The sequence below is a fragment of the Bacillus pacificus genome, assembly GCF_020861345.1.
Classification (GTDB): Bacteria; Bacillota; Bacilli; order Bacillales; family Bacillaceae_G; genus Bacillus_A; species Bacillus_A pacificus.
Window position 1 is genome coordinate 1,526,272 of the sequence record NZ_CP086328.1, and the last position, 23,435, is coordinate 1,549,706.

Here is a 23,435-nt window from a genome sequence, read left to right on the forward strand (position 1 = left end):
ATCTTCATGAGCACTGAGTTGTTAGATGCCTTGCTCGTATTAGAGTCAGAAAAAGGAATTAGTAAAGATATTATTATTGATGCGATTGAAGCAGCGTTAATCTCTGCTTATAAACGCAATTTTAACCAAGCACAAAACGTTCGTGTGAGCTTTAACCCACAAGTGGGAACAATCCAAGTTTTAGCACGTAAAGACGTTGTTGATAATGTGTTTGATCCACGTCTTGAAATTTCTGTTGAAGAAGCAAGACAAATTAATCCAAACTATCAAGATGGTGACGTACTAGAAATTGAGGTAACGCCAAAAGATTTCGGTCGTATTGCAGCACAAACTGCAAAACAAGTTGTAACACAACGAGTGCGTGAAGCAGAGCGTGGTGTTATTTACTCTGAGTTTAGTGATCGTGAAGAAGATATCATGGTTGGTATCGTACAACGTCAAGATGCTCGTTTCATCTATGTAAGCTTAGGGAAAGTAGAAGCTTTATTACCTGTAAGTGAGCAAATGCCGAACGAACAGTACAAACCACATGATCGTATTCGCGTATTCATTACGAAAGTAGAAAAAACAACAAAAGGACCACAAATTTACGTATCACGTACACATCCTGGTCTTTTAAAACGTTTATTCGAAATGGAAGTTCCTGAAATTTATGATGGAACGGTTGAAATTCGTTCTGTAGCACGTGAAGCAGGAGATCGTTCTAAAATCTCTGTACATGCAGAGAACATTGATGTGGATCCAGTAGGTTCTTGTGTAGGACCGAAAGGACAACGTGTACAACGCATTGTAGACGAACTAAAAGGTGAAAAGATTGACATCGTTCGCTGGTCAAATGATCCAGTAGAATATGTTGCCAATGCTTTAAGCCCATCACAAGTTGTTAAAGTGCTTGTAGATGAAGAAGAAAAAGCAACAACTGTTGTTGTTCCAGACCACCAACTGTCATTAGCTATCGGTAAACGTGGACAAAATGCCCGTCTTGCAGCTAAATTAACAGGTTGGAAAATTGATATTAAGAGTGAGTCTGATGCGAAACAACTTGGAATTGTAACAGAAGAAGATAGCGTAATCGCATTCGGATTCGATTCAGTTGAAGACGAAATCGAGTAGAGGTGATGAGTATGAGCAATCGAAAAGTTCCGTTACGAAAATGTGTTGCAACGCAAGAAATGAAATCAAAACGAGAGCTCGTTCGCATTGTTCGTTCCAAAGAGGGAGAAGTGTCTATTGATTTAACTGGAAAGAAATCAGGACGAGGTGCTTATTTATCAAAAGATAAAGAAAGCATTCTTCAAGCTCAAAAGAAAAATGTTTTGGAACATCATCTAAAAGCGAAAATCGACAGTTCTCTTTATGAAGAACTTCTTGAGCTTGTTGAGAAGGAGTCGAAATAAGTGTCCGATTGGAAATCGTTTTTAGGACTAGCAAACCGGGCTCGAAAAATTATTTCGGGTGAAGAACTCGTTTTAAAGGAAGTACGAAGTGGCAAAGCAAAACTTGTGTTGCTATCTGAAGATGCGTCAGTAAATACTACAAAGCGTATTACGGATAAAACGACGTACTACAACGTACCAATGAGAAAGGTCGAAAATCGACAACAATTAGGGCATGCGATTGGGAGAGATGAGCGAGTCGTTGTAGCTGTGTTAGATGAAGGCTTTGCGAAAAAGCTGCGTAGCATGCTCGATACAAATTACCGGGGGTGAAGGTATGAGTAAAATTCGAGTGCATGAATATGCGAAAAAACATAATATCTCAAGTAAAGATCTTATGACAAAACTAAAAGAAATGAATATCGAGGTTTCGAATCATATGACAATGTTAGACGATGAAGTAGTAAACAAATTAGATAATGAGTATCAAACTGAAAAACCTTCTGTTGCAGATGAGTTTGAAGTAGAAGAAAAAGTTGTTCGTAGTAAAAAGAACAGCAATAAGAAAAAGAAAAAAGGCAAAGGAAACGAAGACAAGCGTCAAGAGAACTTTGCTGGAAGACAACAAACACAAACTGTAGAAACACCAGATAAAATTACTTTCTCTGGAAGTCTTACAGTAGGTGATCTTGCTAAGAAATTAAGTAAAGAGCCATCTGAAATTATTAAAAAGCTCTTCATGCTTGGAATTATGGCAACAATTAACCAAGACTTAGATAAAGATACAATTGAGTTAATTGCTAACGACTACGGTATTGAAGTAGAAGAAGAAGTAATTGTAAGCGAAACTGAGTTTGAAACATTCATCGATGAGCAAGATGATGAAGAGAACTTAAAAGAGCGTCCAGCTGTAGTTACAATCATGGGACACGTTGACCATGGTAAAACAACATTGCTTGACTCTATCCGTAACTCTAAAGTAACTGCTGGTGAAGCGGGTGGAATTACTCAGCATATTGGTGCATACCAAGTTGAAGTAAATGACAAGAAAATTACATTCTTAGATACACCTGGTCACGCGGCGTTTACAACGATGCGTGCTCGTGGTGCACAAGTAACGGATATTACAATCCTTGTTGTTGCAGCTGATGACGGTGTTATGCCACAAACAGTTGAAGCAATTAACCATGCGAAAGCAGCAGGAGTACCAATTATTGTTGCTGTGAATAAAATGGATAAACCAGCTGCGAACCCTGATCGCGTAATGCAAGAACTAACAGAATATGAATTAGTTCCAGAAGCATGGGGCGGAGACACAATTTTCGTACCAATTTCTGCGATTCAAGGTGAAGGAATTGACAATTTACTAGAAATGATTCTTCTTGTAAGTGAAGTAGAAGAGTATAAAGCAAATCCAAACCGCTATGCAACTGGTACTGTAATTGAAGCCCAACTTGATAAAGGTAAAGGAACTATCGCGACATTACTTGTTCAAAACGGTACGCTTCGAGTAGGAGATCCAATCGTTGTTGGAACTACATTCGGTCGTGTTCGTGCAATGGTAAGTGATATTGGTCGTCGTGTAAAAGTTGCTGGTCCATCAACTCCTGTTGAAATTACAGGTTTAAACGAAGTACCACAAGCAGGAGATCGTTTCATGGCATTCGCTGATGAGAAGAAAGCTCGTCAAATCGGTGAATCACGTGCACAAGAAGCGCTACTTGCTCAACGTGGTGAGAAATCTAAATTAAGCCTTGAAGATTTATTCCAACAAATCCAAGAGGGCGATGTAAAAGAAATTAACTTAATTGTGAAAGCGGACGTACAAGGTTCTGTAGAAGCAATGGCAGCATCACTACGTAAAATTGATGTTGAAGGTGTTAAAGTTAAAATTATCCATACAGGCGTAGGTGCGATTACAGAATCTGATATTATTTTAGCTTCTGCATCTAATGCAATTGTAATTGGATTTAACGTACGCCCAGATGTAAATGCGAAGCGTACAGCTGAATTAGAGAACGTTGATATTCGTTTACACCGCATTATTTATAAAGTAATCGAAGAGATCGAAGCAGCGATGCAAGGTATGCTAGATCCAGAATTTGAAGAAAAAGTAATCGGTCAAGCAGAAGTACGTCAAACGTTTAAAGTAACAAAAGTTGGAACAATCGCAGGTTGTTACGTAACAGATGGTAAAATTACACGTGATAGCGGCGTGCGTATTATCCGTGATGGTGTGGTAATCTATGAAGGTCAACTTGATACGTTAAAACGTTTCAAAGACGACGTAAAAGAAGTTGCTCAAAACTATGAGTGTGGTATTACAATTGAGAAATACAACGATCTTAAAGAAGGGGACATCATTGAAGCGTACATTATGGAAGAAGTGAAGCGATGATTATCGCTTCTCTCTCATTCGAGTGTATGATTTACGATGTGCATTCTTTAAAAGAGAAACGAGCAATTTTGCAACGGGTGTTAACTCGTGTGAAACAGCGTTATAACGTAGCTGTTTCAGAAGTAGGGCATCAAGATGTATGGCAACGTACAGAAATTGCGATTGTTTCCGTATCCTCAAATCGTGTTATTTGTGAAAAAGAAATGAATCGTGTACTTGAGTATATCGATTCATTTCCTGAAATTGAACGTACGATAACACAATTGGAATGGTATTGAATGAGGTGAAGAGTTATGAAATTACGTGCAAACCGTGTAGGCGAGCAAATGAAAAAAGAATTAGGCGACATCATCAGTCGTAAAATTAAAGATCCACGTGTCGGATTTGTTACTGTAACAGATGTACAAGTGAGTGGAGATTTACAAATTGCTACAGTATATATTTCTGTTTTAGGTGATGAAGAACAGAAAGAAAGTACATTAAAAGGTTTAGCGAAGGCAAAAGGCTTCATTCGTTCAGAAATTGGCCAACGTATTCGTCTTCGTAAAACGCCTGAAATTTCCTTTGAATTTGATGAATCTATCGGATATGGTCATCGAATTGATACACTTTTACATGAAATTAATAAAGAAGGTAAACGTGAAGAATAATGGATAGACATTTGTCTATCCATTTTTTCAATGTAAAATAAGTTTTAGGTAATGATTATGAAAGAATTACGATGAGGTGAACATATATGGAAGGTGTAGTATTATTACATAAGCCAAAAGGCATGACATCACACGATTGTGTATTTAAATTAAGAAAGATATTGCGTGAAAAACGAATTGGTCATACAGGAACATTAGATCCAGATGTAACAGGAGTATTGCCTATTTGTGTTGGACGAGCAACGAAGATTGCACAATTTTTAACAAGTGAAACGAAAACATATGAAGGTGAAGTAACATTAGGGTTTTCAACAACAACTGAAGATGCTTCAGGTGAAGTTGTGGAAACGAAACATGTAGATCGTGTTATTACTCGTAAAGAAGTGGAAGAGGTTCTTGCCGCATTAACAGGTACGATTGAGCAAATGCCTCCGATGTTTTCGGCTGTAAAAGTTAACGGGAAAAAATTATATGAATATGCAAGAGCAGGACAAGAGGTTGAACGTCCAGTTCGTACAATTACAATTCATGAATTTGTATTACTAGATGACCGTGAAGTGTTTGAAGGAGAAAATATTTCATTCCGTTTCCGTGTAACGTGTAGTAAAGGCACATATGTAAGAACATTAGCGGTAATGATTGGTGAAAAACTTGGTTTTCCATCACATATGTCTCACCTTGTAAGAACGGCTTCAGGTGAATTTGTATTAGAAGATTGCATATCATTTGAAGAAATTGAAGAAAACGTGCAAAATGGAACAGTAGAGTCTATCTTCATTTCAATTGATGAAGCGTTAAGTAAGTTCCCGAAAATGGTTGTAGATGAAAAGCAAGCAGAAAAAATAAAAAATGGTATGTTCTTAAAAAATGAATTGCAAATAACGGCGCCATTTATAACAGTGTTTGATAAAAACGATCGTTGCCTTGCAATTTATGAGCACCATCCAAAACACCCTGGTATGCTAAAGCCGATGAAAGTACTTGTGAATAATCAAGAACTAAAGCTATAATGAATTATTGGAAGGATTATTACAGAAAAAGGTGAATTCAAGCGTGAAACTTATTCATTTAACTCATCCACATGAACAAAATAAATTAGAATTACCACCTACTGTAATGGCATTAGGATTTTTTGATGGCATTCATTTAGGACATCAATGTGTGATTCGAACTGCGAAACAAATAGCGGATGAACGAGGATATAAAAGTGCAGTGATGACATTTTATCCGCATCCATCTGTTGTTTTAGGTAAAAAGGAAGCGCATGCGGAGTATATTACACCAATGTGTGATAAAGAAAAAATAGTCGAGAGTTTAGGAATCGATATATTATATGTTGTTAAATTCGATGAATCATTTGCAGGCTTATTGCCACAACAATTTGTAGATGATTATATTATTGGTTTAAATGTAAAACATGTAGTAGCAGGATTTGATTATTCATATGGACGTTTAGGAAAAGGAAAGATGGAGACTTTACCATTTCATGCAAGAGGGGAGTTTACACAGACTGTGATTGAAAAAGTTGAATTTCAAGAAGAGAAAGTAAGTTCTACGGCATTACGAAAGTTAATTCGAAATGGCGAAATGGAGCAAATTCCATCTATTTTAGGTAGAGCATATACAGTAGGAGGAACGGTTGTACACGGTGATAAACGTGGACGTCAAATTGGTTTCCCAACAGCTAATGTAGGTTTAAGTGATGAGTATCTATTACCACCTGTAGGTGTTTATGCAGTGAGATTAAAAGTTCACGATGAATGGTACGATGGTGTATGTAATATTGGATATAAACCAACCTTTAAAGAAGATGAGCGCCAACTATCTATTGAAGTGCACTTATTTGAATTTAACAAAGACATATATGATCAAAATGTTACAGTAGAGTGGCATATGCGTATAAGAGAAGAGAAGAAATTCAATGGCATCGATGAGTTAGTTGAACAAATCGCTAAAGATAAGAAAACAGCACAAGAATATTTTGCGAACGAAAAGAATATACTTGCTTTTTCAAATGAAAAGTAGTATTCTATGTTATGTACTTTATGACAACCATTGCTTGGCATTGCGACTCACCGACGCTTGCTAGGTAATCGGGGGTTTAATTAATAGGAGGTGAAATAGGATGGCTTTAACACAAGAGCGTAAAAATGAAATCATTGCACAATTTAGAACTCATGAGACTGATACTGGTTCTCCAGAGGTTCAAATTGCTGTCCTAACGGAGCAAATTAACACTCTAAACGAGCACTTACGTACTCACAAGAAAGATCATCATTCACGTCGTGGTCTATTAAAGATGGTTGGTAAACGTCGTAACTTACTAACTTACCTTCGTAATAGCGATATCACACGTTACCGTGAATTAATCACAAAGCTTGGCTTACGTCGATAGTCAAAGAAGCGGGAATATTCCCGCTTTTTTGTTAGGTAAAAATATATCTTCTACTCTTTATAGCTTACTTCATTTTCGGTAATACTAGAGGTAGAATATTGTGATATACTATCCATTTACATAGAAGAATTGAATACTTTAAATTGAGAGGGGTACTTAAATGAGTCAAGAAAAGCAAGTCTTCTCGATAGATTTAGCTGGTCGCCAGCTAACAGTTGAAACAGGTCAGCTTGCAAAGCAAGCGAACGGAGCAGTATTAGTAAGATATGGCGATACAGCGGTTCTATCTACAGCAACTGCATCAAAAGAAGCAAAAAATGTAGATTTCTTCCCACTTACAGTAAACTATGAAGAGCGTTTATATGCAGTCGGAAAAATTCCTGGCGGTTTCATTAAACGTGAAGGTCGTCCAAGTGAAAAAGCAATTTTGGCAAGTCGTTTAATCGACCGTCCAATTCGTCCACTTTTCGCAGATGGTTTCCGTAACGAAGTACAAGTTGTCAGCATCGTAATGAGTGTTGATCAAGATTGTTCTTCTGAAATGGCAGCTATGCTTGGTTCTTCATTAGCGTTATCGATTTCAGACATTCCATTTGAAGGTCCGATCGCGGGTGCAACAGTTGGTCGTATTAACGGCGAATTCGTTATCAACCCAACAGTAGAACAGCAAGAACAAAGTGATATTCACCTTGTTGTAGCTGGTACGAAAGATGCAATTAACATGGTTGAAGCAGGAGCAGATCAAGTGCCTGAGGAAACAATGTTAGAAGCAATTATGTTTGGTCATGACGAAATTAAACGTCTAATTGCATTCCAAGAAGAGATTGTACAAGCTGTAGGTAAAGAGAAATCAGAAGTGAAACTTTATGAAGTTGACGCTGATCTTAACCAATCTGTACGTGAAATGGCTGAGAAGGATATGCATTCTGCAATTCAAGTACATGAGAAACATGCACGTGAAGATGCAATTAACGAAGTGAAAAAGCGTGTAATTGAGCATTACGAAGCGCAAGAAGCTGATGCTGATACATTAGGACAAGTAAATGAGATTTTATATAAAATTGTAAAAGAAGAAGTACGTCGTCTTATTACAGTTGAGAAAATCCGCCCAGATGGCCGTAAAGGTGACGAAATCCGTCCATTAGCATCAGAGGTTGGCATTTTATCTCGTACACACGGTTCTGGTTTATTCACACGTGGACAAACACAAGCATTAAGTATTTGTACATTAGGCGCATTAGGCGATGTGCAAATTTTAGATGGCCTTGGTGTAGAAGAATCAAAACGCTTTATGCACCATTACAATTTCCCATCATTTAGTGTTGGTGAAACAAGACCAATGCGTGGACCAGGTCGTCGTGAAATTGGTCACGGTGCACTAGGAGAACGTGCTCTTGAGCCTGTAATTCCGTCTGAAAAAGATTTCCCATACACAGTCCGTCTTGTATCTGAAGTATTAGAATCAAATGGTTCTACTTCACAAGCGAGTATTTGTGGTAGTACTTTAGCAATGATGGATGCTGGTGTTCCACTTAAAGCTCCAGTTGCAGGTATTGCAATGGGCCTAGTTAAATCAGGTGAGCATTACACAATTTTAACTGATATTCAAGGTATGGAAGATCATTTAGGTGATATGGACTTTAAAGTAGCAGGTACAGCACACGGTGTAACTGCACTACAAATGGACATTAAAATCGATGGTCTATCTCGTGAAATTTTAGAAGAGGCATTACAACAAGCGAAAGTTGGTCGTATGCACATTCTAGATCATATGTTATCTGTAATTGCAGAGCCACGCACTGAATTATCAGCGTACGCTCCAAAGATTATAACAATGACAATTAACCCAGATAAAATCCGTGACGTTATCGGACCAAGCGGTAAACAAATCAATAAAATTATTGAAGAAACTGGCGTTAAAATTGACATCGAGCAAGATGGTACAGTATTCATTTCTTCAATAAATCAAGAAATGAACGACAAAGCTAAGAAAATTATCGAGGATATCGTTCGCGAAGTACAAGTAGGGGAAATCTACGAAGGAAAAGTGAAACGTGTTGAGAAATTCGGTGCTTTCGTTGAATTATTCAGCGGTAAAGATGGATTAGTTCACATTTCTGAACTTGCACTTGAGCGTGTAGGTAAAGTAGAAGACGTTGTGAAAATCGGTGATGTAATTACAGTTAAAGTTATCGAGATTGACAAGCAAGGTCGCGTGAATTTATCTAGAAAAGTATTGCTAAAAGAAGAGCAAGAAAAAGAAGCTGCTAAAGAAGAAAACAAACAAGAGCAGCAATAAGTAAAAGCCAGTTTAACTGGCTTTTTTTGTTATGTAAAAATATGATTTGCATATATTTTTATGTCAGTATAGGTATAGTTTTCATTATAACGCTCAAATTAACAAAGATAAGAAGGAAAATGGTTTTTTATATAGTTAATGGGAGGGTTTATATGAAAACTCGTATATTGGCATACATATGTATATTCTTTTTATATGTCAGTGCAGGTTCTTATTCTGTTTTTGCACAGGATCACTTATATGAAGAAATTCAAAAGCATGCAAAACAATATGAGATTGCACCGCAAAATGCGATGATTGATAAGATATGGAAAGCAACACCAGGATATAATGGAAGACAAGTTGATATGGAAGCATCCTATAACAATATGAAGAAATTAAAGCAGTTTGATCAAAAACATCTTGAATTCAAGGAAGTATCACCGAGTGTCCACTTAGAAGATTTATCACCAGCACCAATTTATAGAGGTCATCCGGATAAAAAGATGGTCGGGTTAACAATAAATGTGGCATGGGGAAATGAGTATTTGCCTCGTATATTAGAAATATTGAAAAAACATGATGTGAAGGCGACCTTCTTTTTAGAAGGACGTTGGGTGAAAGAAAATTTACGATTTGCAAAAATGATTGTCGATGCAAAGCAAGAAGTTGGAAATCATTCTTACACACACCCTAATATGAAAACGTTATCGTCTGATGAAATAAGAGATCAGTTACAAAAAACAAATCGAATGATCGAAGCAGCTACGAATCAAAAGGTAAGATGGTTTGCACCGCCGAGTGGAAGTTTTCGGGATGAAGTCGTGAAAATTGCAGATGATTTTCAAATGGGAACGATTATGTGGACTGTTGATACAATTGATTGGAAGCGACCTGAGCCAGGTGTACTATTGCAGAGAGTAATGAGAAAAATACATCCAGGTGCTATCGTATTAATGCATCCTACTTCGTCCACAACAGAAGCATTAGATACAATGATTACAAAATTGAAGGAACAAGGATATAAAGTAGGGAATATAACAGAATTACTGGATGAAAAACGTGTGGATTAAATACATTTGCATGACATTCATCCTTAAACTTGTTATCATTAAATAATAGCACTTATTTAGAGAAACTGGCATTAGGAGGAAAGTTTTTGATTAAAAAATATACTTGTAAAAATGGTGTAAGAATAGTTATGGAGAATATACCAACTGTAAGATCGGTTGCGATTGGTATTTGGATCCATGCAGGATCAAGAAATGAAAATGAAAAAAATAACGGGATTTCTCACTTTTTAGAGCATATGTTCTTTAAAGGAACAGAAACACGTAGTGCACGTGAAATTGCAGAATCATTTGATAGCATTGGCGGACAAGTGAATGCTTTTACTTCAAAAGAATACACTTGTTACTATGCAAAAGTGCTAGATGAGCATGCTAAATATGCTCTAGATGTATTAGCAGATATGTTCTTTAATTCAACATTTGATGAAGAAGAACTGAAAAAAGAGAAGAATGTCGTATGTGAAGAAATTAAAATGTACGAAGATGCTCCAGATGATATTGTGCATGATATGTTAACGAAAGCAACATATGAAACGCATCCGCTTGGATACCCTATTTTAGGAACAGAAGAAACGCTTAATACGTTTACAGGTGATACGCTACGTCAATATATTAAGGATCATTACACACCTGAAAATGTAGTTGTATCAATTGCAGGAAATATTGATGAAGCCTTTTTACAAACAGTAGAGCAATATTTCGGTAGTTATGAAGGAACGACAAACCGTGAACAAGTACATAGCCCAATTTTCCATTTTAATAAGGTAGCACGTAAAAAGGAAACAGAACAAGCTCATTTATGTTTAGGATATAAAGGCTTACAAATGGGACACGAAGATATTTATAACTTAATTGTATTAAATAACGTTTTAGGCGGTAGTATGAGTAGCCGTTTATTCCAAGAAGTACGTGAGCAACGCGGGTTAGCTTACTCAGTATTCTCTTACCATTCTTCTTATGAAGATACAGGTATGTTAACGCTGTATGGCGGAACAGGTAGCCAACAATTAGATACACTGTATGAAACAATGCAAGAAACATTAGAAACATTAAAAAATACAGGTATTACAGAAAAAGAGCTTATGAATAGTAAAGAGCAATTAAAAGGAAACTTAATGTTAAGTTTAGAAAGTACGAATAGTCGTATGAGCCGTAATGGTAAAAATGAATTGCTACTTCGTAAGCACCGTTCACTTGATGAGATTATTGAAAGTGTAAACACGGTAACAAAAGAAAATGTAGATGAGTTAATTCGTAACATGTTTACAGATGAATTTTCTGCAGCATTAATTAGTCCAGATGGAAAACTTCCAAAAGGAATAAAACTGTAATTACCATATATGATTTAAAAATAACCGTATCTCTTTTAAATGAGATACGGTTATTTTTTGTGGGTATATAGAATAGGTACTAATTATGGATAACTTAAATGAATAATTTGGGTAGGGGGAGAGAGTATGCGATTAAGTGAACTAAGTGGGAAAGAAATTGTTAATTTAGAAAGAGCAGAAAAAATGGGGGTTTTAGGCTATGTGGATTTAGAGATTGATGAGAAGGATGGACAAATACAGGCTCTTATTATACCTGCTGGGAAATGGGGAGGTTTTAAAAAGGAACCACAAGAAATAAGAGTCGCATGGAGTCAAATAAAAAAAGTGGGTCATGATATGATTCTTTGCGATATTACAAATCGTTCAAATTCGAAGTGAAAGATGGCCATTTTGGTCATCTTTTTTGTTCATTTTACTCAGAGCAAAATCCAACATAATGTCTTTTCCTACGCCGAATTTTGAGGTGGGGCCTTCCTGCATACAAATAGGGGGATACATGATGGGTGCTTTTTGTTTTTCAATCACCTAAAACTCGTACATTACATATGATGTGGAGGAAAAAGAAAAAGTAGGCACTTTTCTTATAAATGACAGAAAAAGAAGGTGAATTAGGGAATGTTGACTGAGATGCATATTGCTGTCATAGGAGGAGATGCAAGACAGCTAGAAGTAATTCGCAAGCTCGTTGAATTGGATGCGAAACTTTCATTGATAGGGTTTGATCAGTTAGACCATGGCTTCACAGGGGCAGCAAAAGAAAGTATACAAAATTTAGATTTCACTTCTGTAGATGCAATTATTTTGCCAGTTGCAGGTACAAATGCCAAGGGAGAAGTAGATACTATTTTTTCAAATGAAAAAGTTTCTATAACGAAAGAACAAATTGAAAATACACCAGAACATTTTACTATATATTCAGGTATTGGTACGCCTTACTTGGAAAATCTCGTATCTACTACAAACCGTAAACTAATTAAATTATTTGATCGTGATGATGTGGCAATCTACAATTCTATACCAACTGTAGAAGGTACATTAATGATGGTAATTCAACATACCGACTATACAATTCATGGTTCTAATGTAATGGTTTTAGGATTTGGTAGAACAGGGATGAGCGTTGCCAGAGCATTTCAATCATTAGGAGCCCATGTCAAAGTTGGAGCAAGACGGTCAGAACATATTGCACGTATTACAGAAATGATGTTTTCTCCTTTTCATATGCAGGACATTGAGAAAGAAGTAGGGGATATCGATATTGTCATTAATACAATTCCTCATCTCGTTGTGACAGCGAATGTCATTTCAAAAATGCCAGCTCATACGTTAGTAATTGATTTAGCTTCTAAACCAGGTGGTACCGACTTTAGATATGCGGAAAAAAGGGGAGTTAAAGCGCTGTTAGCACCTGGATTACCAGGTATTGTTGCTCCAAAAACAGCAGGACAAATTTTAGCGAACGTTCTTTCTCAGTTATTAGCAGAAGATGTAATCGCAAGAAAGGAGAATGGGGAATGAATTTAAAAGGGAAAAGAATAGGGTTTGGTTTTACTGGTTCACATTGTACGTACGAAGAAGTAATGCCTCATTTAGAAAAGTTAATTGCTGAGGGAGCTGAAGTGCGTCCAGTTGTTTCTTACACTGTTCAATCAACAAATACGAGATTTGGAGAAGGGGCAGAGTGGATTAAAAAGATTGAAGAAGTAACAGGTTTTAAAGCGATTAATTCAATCGTTGGCGCAGAACCGCTAGGACCTAAAATTCCACTAGATTGTATGGTAATTGCACCACTAACAGGAAATTCTATGAGTAAATTTGCTAATGCAATGACAGACTCTCCGGTATTAATGGCAGCGAAAGCGACGCTAAGAAATGGTAAGCCCGTCGTATTGGCTGTTTCGACGAATGATGCGTTGGGGCTTAATGGGGTAAATCTCATGCGCCTAATGGCTACAAAAAACATCTACTTCGTCCCATTCGGTCAAGATGCACCAGAGAAAAAACCAAATTCAATGGTAGCTCGCATGGAGTTACTGGAAGATACAGTATTAGAAGCGCTGCAAGGGAAGCAATTGCAACCGGTTGTCGTAGAAAAATTCAGATATATGAATTAAAAAACGAAAAAAAACGGACAATTTTCGATGAAACCATCATTCTTACTGTAGAATATGATAAAATTAACGTTATTAAGATTAGAAGGGGTATTGTATACTCCTTCTCATTCTAAGTTATAGAAGGATTGGTATCTAGAAAGGGGCATAGTGATGGAAAAGCAAAAAACTTTTCATGTCGCTGTAGTTGGAGCAACCGGCGCAGTTGGTGAACAAATGTTAAATACTTTAGAGAAACGAGAATTTCCAATTGGGAAGTTAACGTTACTTTCATCTAAACGATCTGCAGGTAAGAAACTTGTATTTAAAGGCGAAGAATTTACAGTTCAAGAGGCAACTCCTGAAAGTTTTGAAGGAGTAGATATCGCACTATTTAGTGCTGGTGGATCTGTATCAAAACAATTAGCGCCAGAAGCAGCAAAGCGCGGTGCGATTGTTGTTGATAATACAAGTGCATTCCGTATGACAGAAAACGTGCCACTTGTTGTACCTGAAGTAAATGAAAACGACTTAAAAGAACATAACGGTATTATTGCAAATCCAAACTGTTCTACAATTCAAATGGTAGTAGCTCTTGAGCCAGTTCGTCAGCAATATGGTTTAAAACGAGTAATCGTTTCCACATATCAAGCTGTATCAGGTGCTGGTGCGGCAGCGATTGAAGAACTTCATGAACAATCACAAGCAATCTTAAATGGTGAAGAAGTAAAGGCGAATGTTTTACCTGTATCAGGTGATAAGAAACATTTCCCGATTGCTTTCAACGCGATTCCACAGATTGATAAGTTCCAAGATAATGGATTTACATTTGAAGAAATGAAAATGATTAATGAAACGAAAAAAATTATGCATATGCCAGAGCTAGAAGTAGCGGCAACATGTGTACGTTTACCAGTTGTATCAGGTCACTCTGAGTCTGTTTACATTGAAGTAGAAAAAGAAGGCGTAACAGTAGAGGAATTAAAGAACTTACTTGCAAATGCGGAAGGTATCGTTCTGCAAGATAACCCAGAAGAGCAATTATATCCAATGCCAGCTACTGCAGTAGGTAAAAACGAAGTATTCGTTGGAAGAATTCGTAAAGATTTAAATAACGATAAAGGATTCCATCTTTGGGTCGTATCTGATAACTTATTAAAAGGCGCTGCATGGAATTCTGTTCAAATTGCAGAGCGCTTAGTAAAATTACAATTAGTGTAAACGGCTAAGAGAAGGTGCAAAATATGAAAATTATTGTTCAAAAATTTGGTGGCACATCTGTACGTGATGAAAATGGACGTAAGCATGCGCTTCATCATATAAAAAAATCGCTAGATGCGGGTTATAAAGTAGTGACTGTCGTATCTGCTATGGGTCGTAAAGGTGAACCATATGCAACTGATACGTTGTTAAGTCTTGTAAATCAAGAGGAATCTCACATTTCTAATCGTGAGCAAGATTTATTATTATCATGCGGAGAATTAATCTCAGCAATCGTTTTCTCTAACATGTTAAATGAGAACGGTATAAAAGCAGCGGCATTAAATGGTGCACAAGCTGGTTTTGTAACAAATGATGATTTTACAAATGCTAAGATTATTGAAATGAATTGTGATCGTATACACGAAGAGCTAGAAAATGTAGATGTAATCGTTGTGACAGGATTCCAAGGACAAACGAAAAAAGGTGATACGACAACACTTGGACGCGGAGGTAGTGATACTTCAGCTTCAGCTTTAGGTGTTGCGCTTCATGCTGAATATATCGATATCTTCACAGATGTAGAAGGTGTGATGACTGCAGATCCTCGCATTGTAAAAGATGCACGTCACCTTCAAACTGTAACGTATAACGAAATTTGTAACATGGCATACCAAGGTGCAAAAGTCGTTCATCCACGTGCAGTTGAAATTGCGATGCATGCAAAAGTACCGCTTCGTGTACGTTCTACGTACTCTGATAGTGAAGGTACGCTTATTTCAGCATCTGACGGCGCTACAAAAGGCCGTGATGTAGAAGAACGTCCTGTTACAGGTATTGCACATGTATCAAATGTGACGCAAATTAAAGTACTTGCAAAAGAAACAGCATATGATTTGCAGCAGCATGTGTTTAAAGAAATGGCGAATGAAGGAATCAGTGTCGATTTAATTAACATTTCACCTACTGGGGTAGCTTATACGGTGAGTGATAATGTATCAAATCGTGCAGTTGAACTATTACAAAACCTTGGATATGAGCCAATTGTGACAGAGCATTGTGCGAAAGTATCTATTGTAGGAGCTGGAATGGCAGGATACCCAGGGGTTACTGCGAAAATCGTTACAGCTTTAGCTGAAAAAGGTATTCAAATTCTGCAATCAGCAGATAGCCATACGACAATTTGGGTTCTTGTAAAAGAAACTGATTTAGTGGAGGCTGTAAATGCATTACATAGTGCGTTTGAGCTTTCAAAAGAAAAGCAACTGGAACAATAAGGAGTGAGACCATGATAGATTTTGGGACAATTGCAACCGCGATGGTAACACCGTTTGATATAAACGGCAATATCGATTTTGCAAAGACAACGAAATTGGTAAATTATTTAATTGATAACGGTACAACAGCAATCGTGGTAGGAGGAACGACAGGAGAATCTCCTACATTAACTTCAGAAGAAAAAGTAGCGTTATATCGCCATGTCGTATCTGTTGTCGATAAAAGGGTGCCCGTAATCGCTGGAACAGGTAGCAATAATACGCATGCTTCTATTGACTTAACGAAAAAAGCAACAGAGGTTGGTGTTGATGCAGTAATGCTAGTAGCACCGTATTATAACAAACCGAGTCAAGAAGGAATGTATCAGCACTTTAAAGCAATTGCTGAAAGCACGCCACTTCCGGTTATGCTATATAACGTTCCAGGACGATCTATTGTACAAATCTCCGTTGATACAGTTGTTCGTTTATCAGAAATAGAAAACATTGTTGCGATTAAAGATGCAGGCGGCGATGTGTTAACAATGACAGAAATCATTGAAAAAACAGCGGACGACTTTGCAGTATACAGCGGTGATGACGGTTTAACGTTACCAGCTATGGCAGTTGGAGCGAAAGGTATCGTTTCTGTAGCATCTCATGTTATCGGAAATGAAATGCAAGAAATGATTGCAGCGTTCCAAGCAGGTGAATTTAAGAAGGCGCAAAAATTACATCAATTACTTGTAAGAGTAACGGATTCATTATTTATGGCGCCAAGCCCAACACCAGTAAAAACAGCATTACAAATGGTTGGATTAGATGTAGGTTCTGTACGTTTACCACTTCTTCCGTTAACAGAAGAAGAAAGAGTAACGTTACAATCTGTTATGCAATCTATCCCTCGTTAATAAAAATGACCTAGTGTAGAACTAGGTCATTTTTTATTTGTATGAAAGTCTTTTCCTCTCTTTTCTTATCTTACCTATATATGTTTTTATAAGATCATTAACTGGTTTTTCATTATATATTGCAACATGTAAAAGAAAATAATCGTAACCCTTTAAAAGAATTAAAAAGTCATAGTTATTATAGAATGAACACTTGTATAAACGTATTAAAATACCAATTCTATTTTTCGGATAAATTGCTTCAAATATGACGTAATTCATAAAAAAAACTTCATTTTATAAGTTTTTTGTTCAATTCTAGAAAAATAAGTCTTGAAAATCTATATTATGAAATGAATTTAGAGTATTTATAGCTATTTCTTCAAAACGATATGGGGTACGAAATCGGAGTAAATATAAAGGACATCAGTTCGATAAGTTTGTTGGGAATGCGTTCTTTTCCTTTTTCTTTCGCACGATTTAACTTGTGTTCTATTTCTTGTATCAGGTATAATATGGCTAAGTAGCTTAGTACGGGTATGCTTAGCAAAATTGGTAAAAATTATAATTTGATTACATTTTCATATCATATCGAATAAGATATTTGATTTATATAATGAAAGAGAGGTGAAACCTGGTTTAAAAAATAAACAAGGACATGATATCGCATAACGGTAAGGACATTCGTCTTGGACGGTGAATATATGGTGGTTGTAGAGTTTCCCCTGGTGTCTCTGCAATTTTAGTGAAATCAGTGTTTGAAAGATTTTTAAACCAGGCAACAACATGAAGAGAAAAGAGAATGAGTCTGTTAAAGTATTTGCTCTTGGTGGAGTAGGTGAAATCGGGAAAAACATGTACTGTGTTGAAATTGATTCTGAAATCTTTATTGTAGATGCAGGGTTAATGTTCCCGGGAGATGAAATGTTTGGAATTGATATCGTTATTCCTGATATTACATATTTAGTAGAAAACCAAGAGCGAGTAAAAGGTTTATTTATTACTCACGGTCATGAAGATCATATTGGTGGCATTGTTTACGTACTTCGTAAATTATCAATTCCAGTGTATGCAACGAAATTAACGGTAGGACTTATACAAGAAAAACTTGGCGAAGCGGGTATGTTAGGCCGTGTAGATTTAAAAACAATCGATTCAAATTCAACAGTAGAATTTAATACTACAACGGTGTCGTTCTTTGGAACAACACATAGTATTCCAGATTCTGTTGGTGTTTGTTTCCATACATCAAAAGGTGCAATCGTATATACGGGAGACTTTAAATTCGATCAAACTCCAATTGGAAATAGTGGAGCAGACCTTGGGAAAATGGCTCAAATCGGAAATGAAGGCGTTCTATGCTTATTATCTGATAGTACAAATGCTGAGCGTCCAGGCTATACAGGTTCTGAAAAAGAAGTTGGTGTAGAAATTTCTAAAGTGTTCTACGGTGCAGAAGGACGTATTATCGTTGCTTCATTTGCATCGAATGTACATCGTATTCAACAAGTATTTGATGCAGCTGCTGAAACAGGACGAAAAGTAGCGGTTGTAGGACGTAGTATGGTGAAAGTGGTAGATATCGCAAGACGTCTTGGTTATTTAGATGTTCCAGAAGGTATGGTTATTTCACTACAAGAAGTAGACAATTTCCCAGAGAAAAAGGTAGCTATTTTAACGACAGGTAGCCAAGGTGAACCGATGGCAGCCCTTTCTAGAATGGCAAAGCAAGCTCATAAACAAATTTCAATTCGTAAAGGTGATACGGTTATTATCGCGGCATCTCCAATTCCAGGTAATGAAATATCTGTATCGAAAATTATTGATTTGTTATTTAGAGCGGGAGCTGAAGTTGTTTATTACGGTGAAAGAAAAGTTCACGTTTCAGGTCACGGTAGCCAAGAAGAATTAAAATTAATGTTAAATTTAATGAAACCGAAATATTTTGTACCCGTACATGGTGAGTTCCGTATGCAAAAAGCACATGCATACTTAGCTGAAGATGTAGGTATTGCAAGAGAAAATATCTTTATTGTAGAAAAAGGCGATGTAATTGGTTTTGGTGACGATGAAGCGAACTTAGTTGGCAAAGTGCAAGCTGGCAATGTGTTAATTGATGGATTAGGTGTAGGTGATGTTGGTAATATCGTTCTTCGAGATAGAAAAATGTTATCTCAAGATGGAATATTAGTAGTTGTTGTAACACTGGGTAAAGATGAAAAGAAAATTATCTCTGGTCCAGAAATCATTTCACGTGGATTTGTATATGTACGTGAATCAGAAGCGTTAATTGACCGTTCTACAGAGATTGTACGTATGATTGTTGAGCAATCAATTAAAGAATATTCAATTGAATGGTCTATGTTAAAACAAAATATTCGTGAATTATTAGGACAGTTCTTGTACGAAGAGACGAAGAGAAAACCTATGATTTTACCGATTATTATGGAAGTATAAAAAAGATCACCTTTACGGGTGATCTTTTTTCTTTTTCACTCTATCGAATGAAATTTATAACTTAAGAAATACTAGTTATATACGAGTGAAAGGGGATGCGATATGACAGAACGTGATCGTTATACAAATGAAGAGAAAGAGGCTGAGCCGAAAGAAACCGGAAAAGAAGCTTCAATAGTGGAAAAAATTCAGCAGCTTGGACAAACGAATGTACCGCAAATGAATGAATCACGTATTCATTGTTTAACAATTGTTGGACAGGTGGAAGGTCATGTTCAGTTGCCACCGCAAAATAAAACAACGAAATATGAGCATATTATTCCGCAAATTGTTGCGATTGAACAAAATCCGAAAATTGAAGGCTTGCTTTTAGTGTTAAATACAGTTGGAGGTGACGTTGAAGCTGGGCTAGCAATTTCTGAGATGGTCGCTTCACTTTCAAAACCGACAGTATCTTTAGTTTTAGGTGGAGGGCATTCTATCGGTGTACCGATTGCCGTTTCTACAGACTATTCATTTATTGCAGAAACTGCGACGATGACAATTCATCCGATTCGTCTAACAGGTCTTGTTATAGGTGTGCCACAAACATTTGAGTATTTAGATAAAATGCAAGAAAGAGTCATTCGCTTTGTGACGAAGCATTCGAAAGTAACGGAAGATCGTTTTAAAGAGCTTATGTTTGCGAAAGGGAATTTGACGCGAGATATTGGTACGAATGTAATTGGTGGAGATGCAGTGAAGTATGGTCTTATAGATGATGTCGGTGGTATCGGAAATGCGATTCGAAAATTAAACGAATTAATAGATGGTCGCGCGGATGATCATGCAGAAGGGACAATGTTACAATGATTTTATATACAATTATGCCAGAGCAACTCGTGTATCCAGCCGATTATTCGCAATGTGAAAGTCAAAAAGTCGTAAATATAAATGGTGTTGAATTAATGGTTTCAGAAGAAGAACATGGGTATTATTCTATTGTACGCGTGTTAAGTACGGATCCGCTTCACTACTTAGAGTTTGAGCCGGGACAGAAAATAACCTTTTAGCAAAAAGAAGGATTTTGTTTAGAAGCTATGGTATAATATAAAAAACAAGACGGTTGAGCAGCCATGAGAGGGCTGCTTTCTTCTGTTTATTTAACATTTTACAAGAAGTGTAAAAATAGAAGATATAAAGACCTGAAAAAATAGAGAAAACAAACATATAAGCAGAGTTTTTTAGGAAGTTTTACTTATATGTAGATCACGAGGTGAAGAAATGGCAAAACAAAAGCAAAGAGGGACGAAGGCAAAGACAAGACGTACGATAAAGCCAACTTTGTATTATGAAATCGTCGGTTTAACTCTTTTTGCACTTTCAATCATTACGATTTTACAGCTAGGCGTTGTAGGAAAATCGTTTGTGTTATTTTTTCGCTTCTTCTTTGGTGAGTGGTACATAATTGGTGTGTTAGGTGTAATAGCTTTATCCGTTTCATTCGTTATAAAACGTGGATGGCCGAACCTTTTAAATAAACGGTTAATCGGTTTTTATTTAATAGTATTGGCGATATTAATGTTTAGTCATATTACATTATTTAACCTTCTTACGAAAGATGGAGCAGTGCAAAATACTTCTGTTATTGTAAGTACGAAAGATAATTTCTTTCTTGAAATGAAAAAAGGGCCAGATAGCGTTCATTTAGGTGGTGGCATGTTTGGTGCACTTATGTTCGCGACTTGTTACTTCTTATTTGACGAAGTAGGAGCTTATATTATTGGTATTATTTTAGTTATTCTCGGTATACTTTGTATAACAAATAAGCATATTGGAGAAGTGTTAGCTCCAGTTGGCAGAATTCTTAGAAGTCAATTTCAAGTGATGCAAGGGGACTATAAAGATTGGAGAGCCAAAAGAACGGCTGAACAAACAGAAAAGAAAAAAACAACAAGAAGCACAAGGAGCAAACGCGCTGCAGAACATGAAGAAATTATTGAGCCGATGGAAGAAATCTCAATTGATCCTCCGATTATTTCGAATTTCACTGAGAATTATCCTGTAAATGAAGAAGAGGATAAACGAATTGAAGTAGAGGAAGAAGAGTTAATCACTTCACCGTTTATTGAAGAGGCTCCACCAGTTGAAGAGCCGAAGAAAAAGCGTGGAGAAAAAATCGTTGAATCGCTAGAGGGGGAAACACAAGCACCTCCTATGCAATTTTCAAATGTAGAAAATAAAGATTACAAGCTTCCTGCGCTTGATATATTGAAATTTCCAAAGAATAAGCAAGTTACAAATGAAAATGCGGAAATTTATGAGAATGCTCGTAAATTAGAACGTACTTTCCAAAGTTTTGGAGTGAAAGCGAAAGTAACAAAAGTACATAGAGGTCCTGCAGTTACAAAATATGAAGTGTATCCTGATATGGGAGTAAAGGTAAGCAAAATCGTCGGTTTAAGTGATGATTTAGCACTTGCGTTAGCGGCGAAAGACATTCGTATTGAAGCGCCTATTCCCGGGAAATCAGCTGTAGGAATTGAAGTTCCGAACTCAGAAGTCTCTATGGTAACGCTTAGAGAAGTTCTTGATTCTAAAGCTAACAATCATCCGGAAGAGAAGTTGTTAATAGGTCTTGGACGAGATATTACAGGTGAAGCTGTATTAGCCCGTTTAAATAAAATGCCCCATTTGCTAGTGGCAGGTGCGACAGGTAGCGGGAAAAGTGTATGTATTAACGGTATTATTGTTAGTATTTTAATGCGTGCAAAACCACATGAAGTAAAATTAATGATGATTGATCCGAAAATGGTAGAGTTAAATGTATATAACGGTGTGCCTCATTTGTTAACACCAGTTGTAACGGATCCGAAAAAGGCATCGCAAGCATTGAAAAAAGTTGTGAGTGAAATGGAGCGCCGTTATGAATTATTTGCTCATAGTGGCACGCGAAATATTGAAGGATATAATGACTATATAAAAGAGCATAATAATCAATCAGAAGCGAAACAACCCGAATTACCTTATATTGTCGTAATTGTGGACGAGTTAGCAGATTTAATGATGGTTGCTTCATCGGATGTAGAGGATGCGATTATGCGTCTAGCGCAAATGGCTCGTGCTGCCGGTATTCATTTAATTATTGCAACGCAGCGTCCGTCAGTTGATGTCATTACGGGAGTTATTAAAGCAAATATTCCATCACGTATTGCATTCGCTGTATCTTCTCAAACAGACTCTCGTACAATTCTTGACGGCGGTGGTGCAGAGAAACTGCTAGGTCGTGGAGATATGCTATTTATACCAATTGGTGCATCGAAGCCCGTACGTGTACAAGGTGCGTTTTTATCAGATGATGAAGTTGAGAGAGTTGTAGAATATGTTATTGGTCAACAAAAAGCGCAATATCAAGAAGATATGATTCCGCAAGATGTTCCTGATACGAAGCAGGAAGTAGAAGATGAATTATATGATGAAGCAGTTCAGCTCGTAGTGGAAATGCAAACAGCATCGGTTTCTATGTTACAACGTAGGTTTAGAGTTGGTTATACACGTGCTGCCCGTTTAATTGATGCAATGGAAATGAATGGTGTAGTAGGTCCGTATGAAGGTAGTAAACCACGTGAAGTGCTCATTAATGATGTACAAGAAAAAAGTTCATAAAAAAAGCCTAATTGTTTTTACAATTAGGCTTTTTTATATGCTGGTTTTGTTATATACTATATTCAGCAATAAAGAAAGGGCTTACATTTAAGGCAATTCTTTAGAATACGAATACTTTGGTGTGGTTTTTTGTGAACGTTCGATATTTAATGTAGAAAATTGTTAAATTTTGTTGACACGTATGGGAGCAAGTGGTAAGATTACTTCGAAAAGAATCACTGCCTCATATAATCTTGGAGATAAGGTCCATAAGTTTCTACCTGGCAACCATGAATTGCTAGACTATGAGGGGAAAAGTGTGTAACAAAGGATGTAAGAGATCTTTGTGCCGAACTTTTTCTCGCTATGAGGAATGTTTGTGGTGCAAAGTTTTTTTTATGCAGTAAAGAGTGAAAATTT

22 protein-coding genes and 1 riboswitch are annotated in these 23,435 nt (G+C 36.8%); all 22 genes read left to right on the top strand.

The genetic code is table 11. The features are described from left to right. Positions 1 to 6: 6 nt before the first annotated feature. The 22 genes from nusA to LMD38_RS08155 all read left to right on the top strand — a co-directional run bounded on the left by nusA (position 7) and on the right by LMD38_RS08155 (position 23,036). Complete coding sequence (gene nusA, locus LMD38_RS08050; RefSeq protein WP_062821667.1) at positions 7 to 1,113, top strand: transcription termination factor NusA; 1,107 nt, start codon at positions 7 to 9, stop codon at positions 1,111 to 1,113. Positions 1,114 to 1,124: 11 nt separating this feature from the next. After that, positions 1,125 to 1,397 (top strand): RNase P modulator RnpM, encoded by a 273-nt coding sequence (rnpM, locus tag LMD38_RS08055; protein ID WP_000071128.1) that lies wholly within the window; start codon positions 1,125 to 1,127, stop codon positions 1,395 to 1,397. Next, positions 1,398 to 1,709, top strand: a complete 312-nt coding sequence (locus tag LMD38_RS08060; protein WP_001286523.1) for a YlxQ family RNA-binding protein — start codon at positions 1,398 to 1,400, stop codon at positions 1,707 to 1,709. A 4-nt stretch (positions 1,710 to 1,713) separates the two neighbouring features. Further along, on the top strand, positions 1,714 to 3,774 hold the full coding sequence (infB, locus tag LMD38_RS08065) for a translation initiation factor IF-2 (RefSeq protein WP_000036345.1): 2,061 nt from the start codon (positions 1,714 to 1,716) through the stop codon (positions 3,772 to 3,774). Beyond that, positions 3,771 to 4,052: a DUF503 domain-containing protein gene (locus tag LMD38_RS08070; protein ID WP_000582364.1), complete on the top strand. Its 282-nt coding sequence runs from the start codon at positions 3,771 to 3,773 to the stop codon at positions 4,050 to 4,052. The genes infB and LMD38_RS08070 overlap by 4 nt, the downstream gene beginning before the upstream one ends. 15 nt (positions 4,053 to 4,067) lie before the next feature. Beyond that, positions 4,068 to 4,424, top strand: a complete 357-nt coding sequence (gene rbfA / locus LMD38_RS08075) for a 30S ribosome-binding factor RbfA (protein ID WP_000776443.1) — start codon at positions 4,068 to 4,070, stop codon at positions 4,422 to 4,424. Between the two features lie 86 nt (positions 4,425 to 4,510). Then, positions 4,511 to 5,434, top strand: a complete 924-nt coding sequence (truB, locus tag LMD38_RS08080; protein ID WP_000399341.1) for a tRNA pseudouridine(55) synthase TruB — start codon at positions 4,511 to 4,513, stop codon at positions 5,432 to 5,434. 43 nt (positions 5,435 to 5,477) lie between these two features. After that, a complete protein-coding gene (gene ribF / locus LMD38_RS08085; RefSeq protein ID WP_000766721.1) occupies positions 5,478 to 6,449 on the top strand; it encodes a bifunctional riboflavin kinase/FAD synthetase in 972 nt (323 codons plus the stop codon). A 100-nt stretch (positions 6,450 to 6,549) separates the two neighbouring features. Continuing rightward, on the top strand, positions 6,550 to 6,819 hold the full coding sequence (gene rpsO / locus LMD38_RS08090) for a 30S ribosomal protein S15 (RefSeq protein ID WP_001229392.1): 270 nt from the start codon (positions 6,550 to 6,552) through the stop codon (positions 6,817 to 6,819). 160 nt (positions 6,820 to 6,979) lie between these two features. After that, positions 6,980 to 9,118 carry a polyribonucleotide nucleotidyltransferase gene (pnp, locus tag LMD38_RS08095; protein WP_000076751.1) on the top strand — a complete coding sequence of 713 codons (2,139 nt, stop codon included), beginning with the start codon at positions 6,980 to 6,982 and terminating at the stop codon, positions 9,116 to 9,118. Between the two features lie 152 nt (positions 9,119 to 9,270). Next, a complete protein-coding gene (locus LMD38_RS08100; RefSeq protein ID WP_000857420.1) occupies positions 9,271 to 10,170 on the top strand; it encodes a polysaccharide deacetylase family protein in 900 nt (299 codons plus the stop codon). An 86-nt stretch (positions 10,171 to 10,256) separates the two neighbouring features. After that, entirely contained in the window at positions 10,257 to 11,498 is a 1,242-nt protein-coding gene (locus tag LMD38_RS08105) for a M16 family metallopeptidase (RefSeq protein ID WP_000592994.1), read from the top strand. A 126-nt stretch (positions 11,499 to 11,624) separates the two neighbouring features. Then, positions 11,625 to 11,876: a YlmC/YmxH family sporulation protein gene (locus LMD38_RS08110; protein ID WP_016718300.1), complete on the top strand. Its 252-nt coding sequence runs from the start codon at positions 11,625 to 11,627 to the stop codon at positions 11,874 to 11,876. 237 nt (positions 11,877 to 12,113) lie between these two features. Continuing rightward, positions 12,114 to 13,016, top strand: a complete 903-nt coding sequence (gene dpaA / locus LMD38_RS08115; protein ID WP_000954733.1) for a dipicolinic acid synthetase subunit A — start codon at positions 12,114 to 12,116, stop codon at positions 13,014 to 13,016. Next, positions 13,013 to 13,612, top strand: a complete 600-nt coding sequence (gene dpaB, locus LMD38_RS08120) for a dipicolinate synthase subunit B (RefSeq protein ID WP_001049480.1) — start codon at positions 13,013 to 13,015, stop codon at positions 13,610 to 13,612. Before dpaA ends, dpaB begins: the two co-directional genes overlap by 4 nt. A 150-nt stretch (positions 13,613 to 13,762) precedes the next feature. Continuing rightward, the gene (asd, locus tag LMD38_RS08125; RefSeq protein ID WP_000414848.1) at positions 13,763 to 14,809 is read left to right on the top strand and encodes an aspartate-semialdehyde dehydrogenase; all 1,047 of its coding nucleotides are present in this window, start codon (positions 13,763 to 13,765) and stop codon (positions 14,807 to 14,809) included. 23 nt (positions 14,810 to 14,832) lie between these two features. Beyond that, complete coding sequence (dapG, locus tag LMD38_RS08130; RefSeq protein WP_000692473.1) at positions 14,833 to 16,065, top strand: aspartate kinase; 1,233 nt, start codon at positions 14,833 to 14,835, stop codon at positions 16,063 to 16,065. 11 nt (positions 16,066 to 16,076) lie between these two features. Continuing rightward, positions 16,077 to 16,955: a 4-hydroxy-tetrahydrodipicolinate synthase gene (dapA, locus tag LMD38_RS08135; RefSeq protein ID WP_000564761.1), complete on the top strand. Its 879-nt coding sequence runs from the start codon at positions 16,077 to 16,079 to the stop codon at positions 16,953 to 16,955. Positions 16,956 to 17,720: 765 nt separating this feature from the next. Next, on the top strand, positions 17,721 to 19,391 hold the full coding sequence (locus LMD38_RS08140; protein ID WP_000823085.1) for a ribonuclease J: 1,671 nt from the start codon (positions 17,721 to 17,723) through the stop codon (positions 19,389 to 19,391). Between the two features lie 102 nt (positions 19,392 to 19,493). Then, positions 19,494 to 20,243 (top strand): translocation-enhancing protein TepA, encoded by a 750-nt coding sequence (gene tepA, locus LMD38_RS08145; protein ID WP_000139814.1) that lies wholly within the window; start codon positions 19,494 to 19,496, stop codon positions 20,241 to 20,243. After that, positions 20,240 to 20,443 carry a YlzJ-like family protein gene (locus LMD38_RS08150; protein WP_000605027.1) on the top strand — a complete coding sequence of 68 codons (204 nt, stop codon included), beginning with the start codon at positions 20,240 to 20,242 and terminating at the stop codon, positions 20,441 to 20,443. The genes tepA and LMD38_RS08150 overlap by 4 nt, the downstream gene beginning before the upstream one ends. A gap of 211 nt (positions 20,444 to 20,654) precedes the next feature. Then, positions 20,655 to 23,036 (top strand): DNA translocase FtsK, encoded by a 2,382-nt coding sequence (locus LMD38_RS08155; RefSeq protein ID WP_001118800.1) that lies wholly within the window; start codon positions 20,655 to 20,657, stop codon positions 23,034 to 23,036. A 203-nt stretch (positions 23,037 to 23,239) separates the two neighbouring features. Continuing rightward, positions 23,240 to 23,341, top strand: a riboswitch (purine riboswitch). The last annotated feature ends 94 nt before the right edge of the window (positions 23,342 to 23,435 follow it).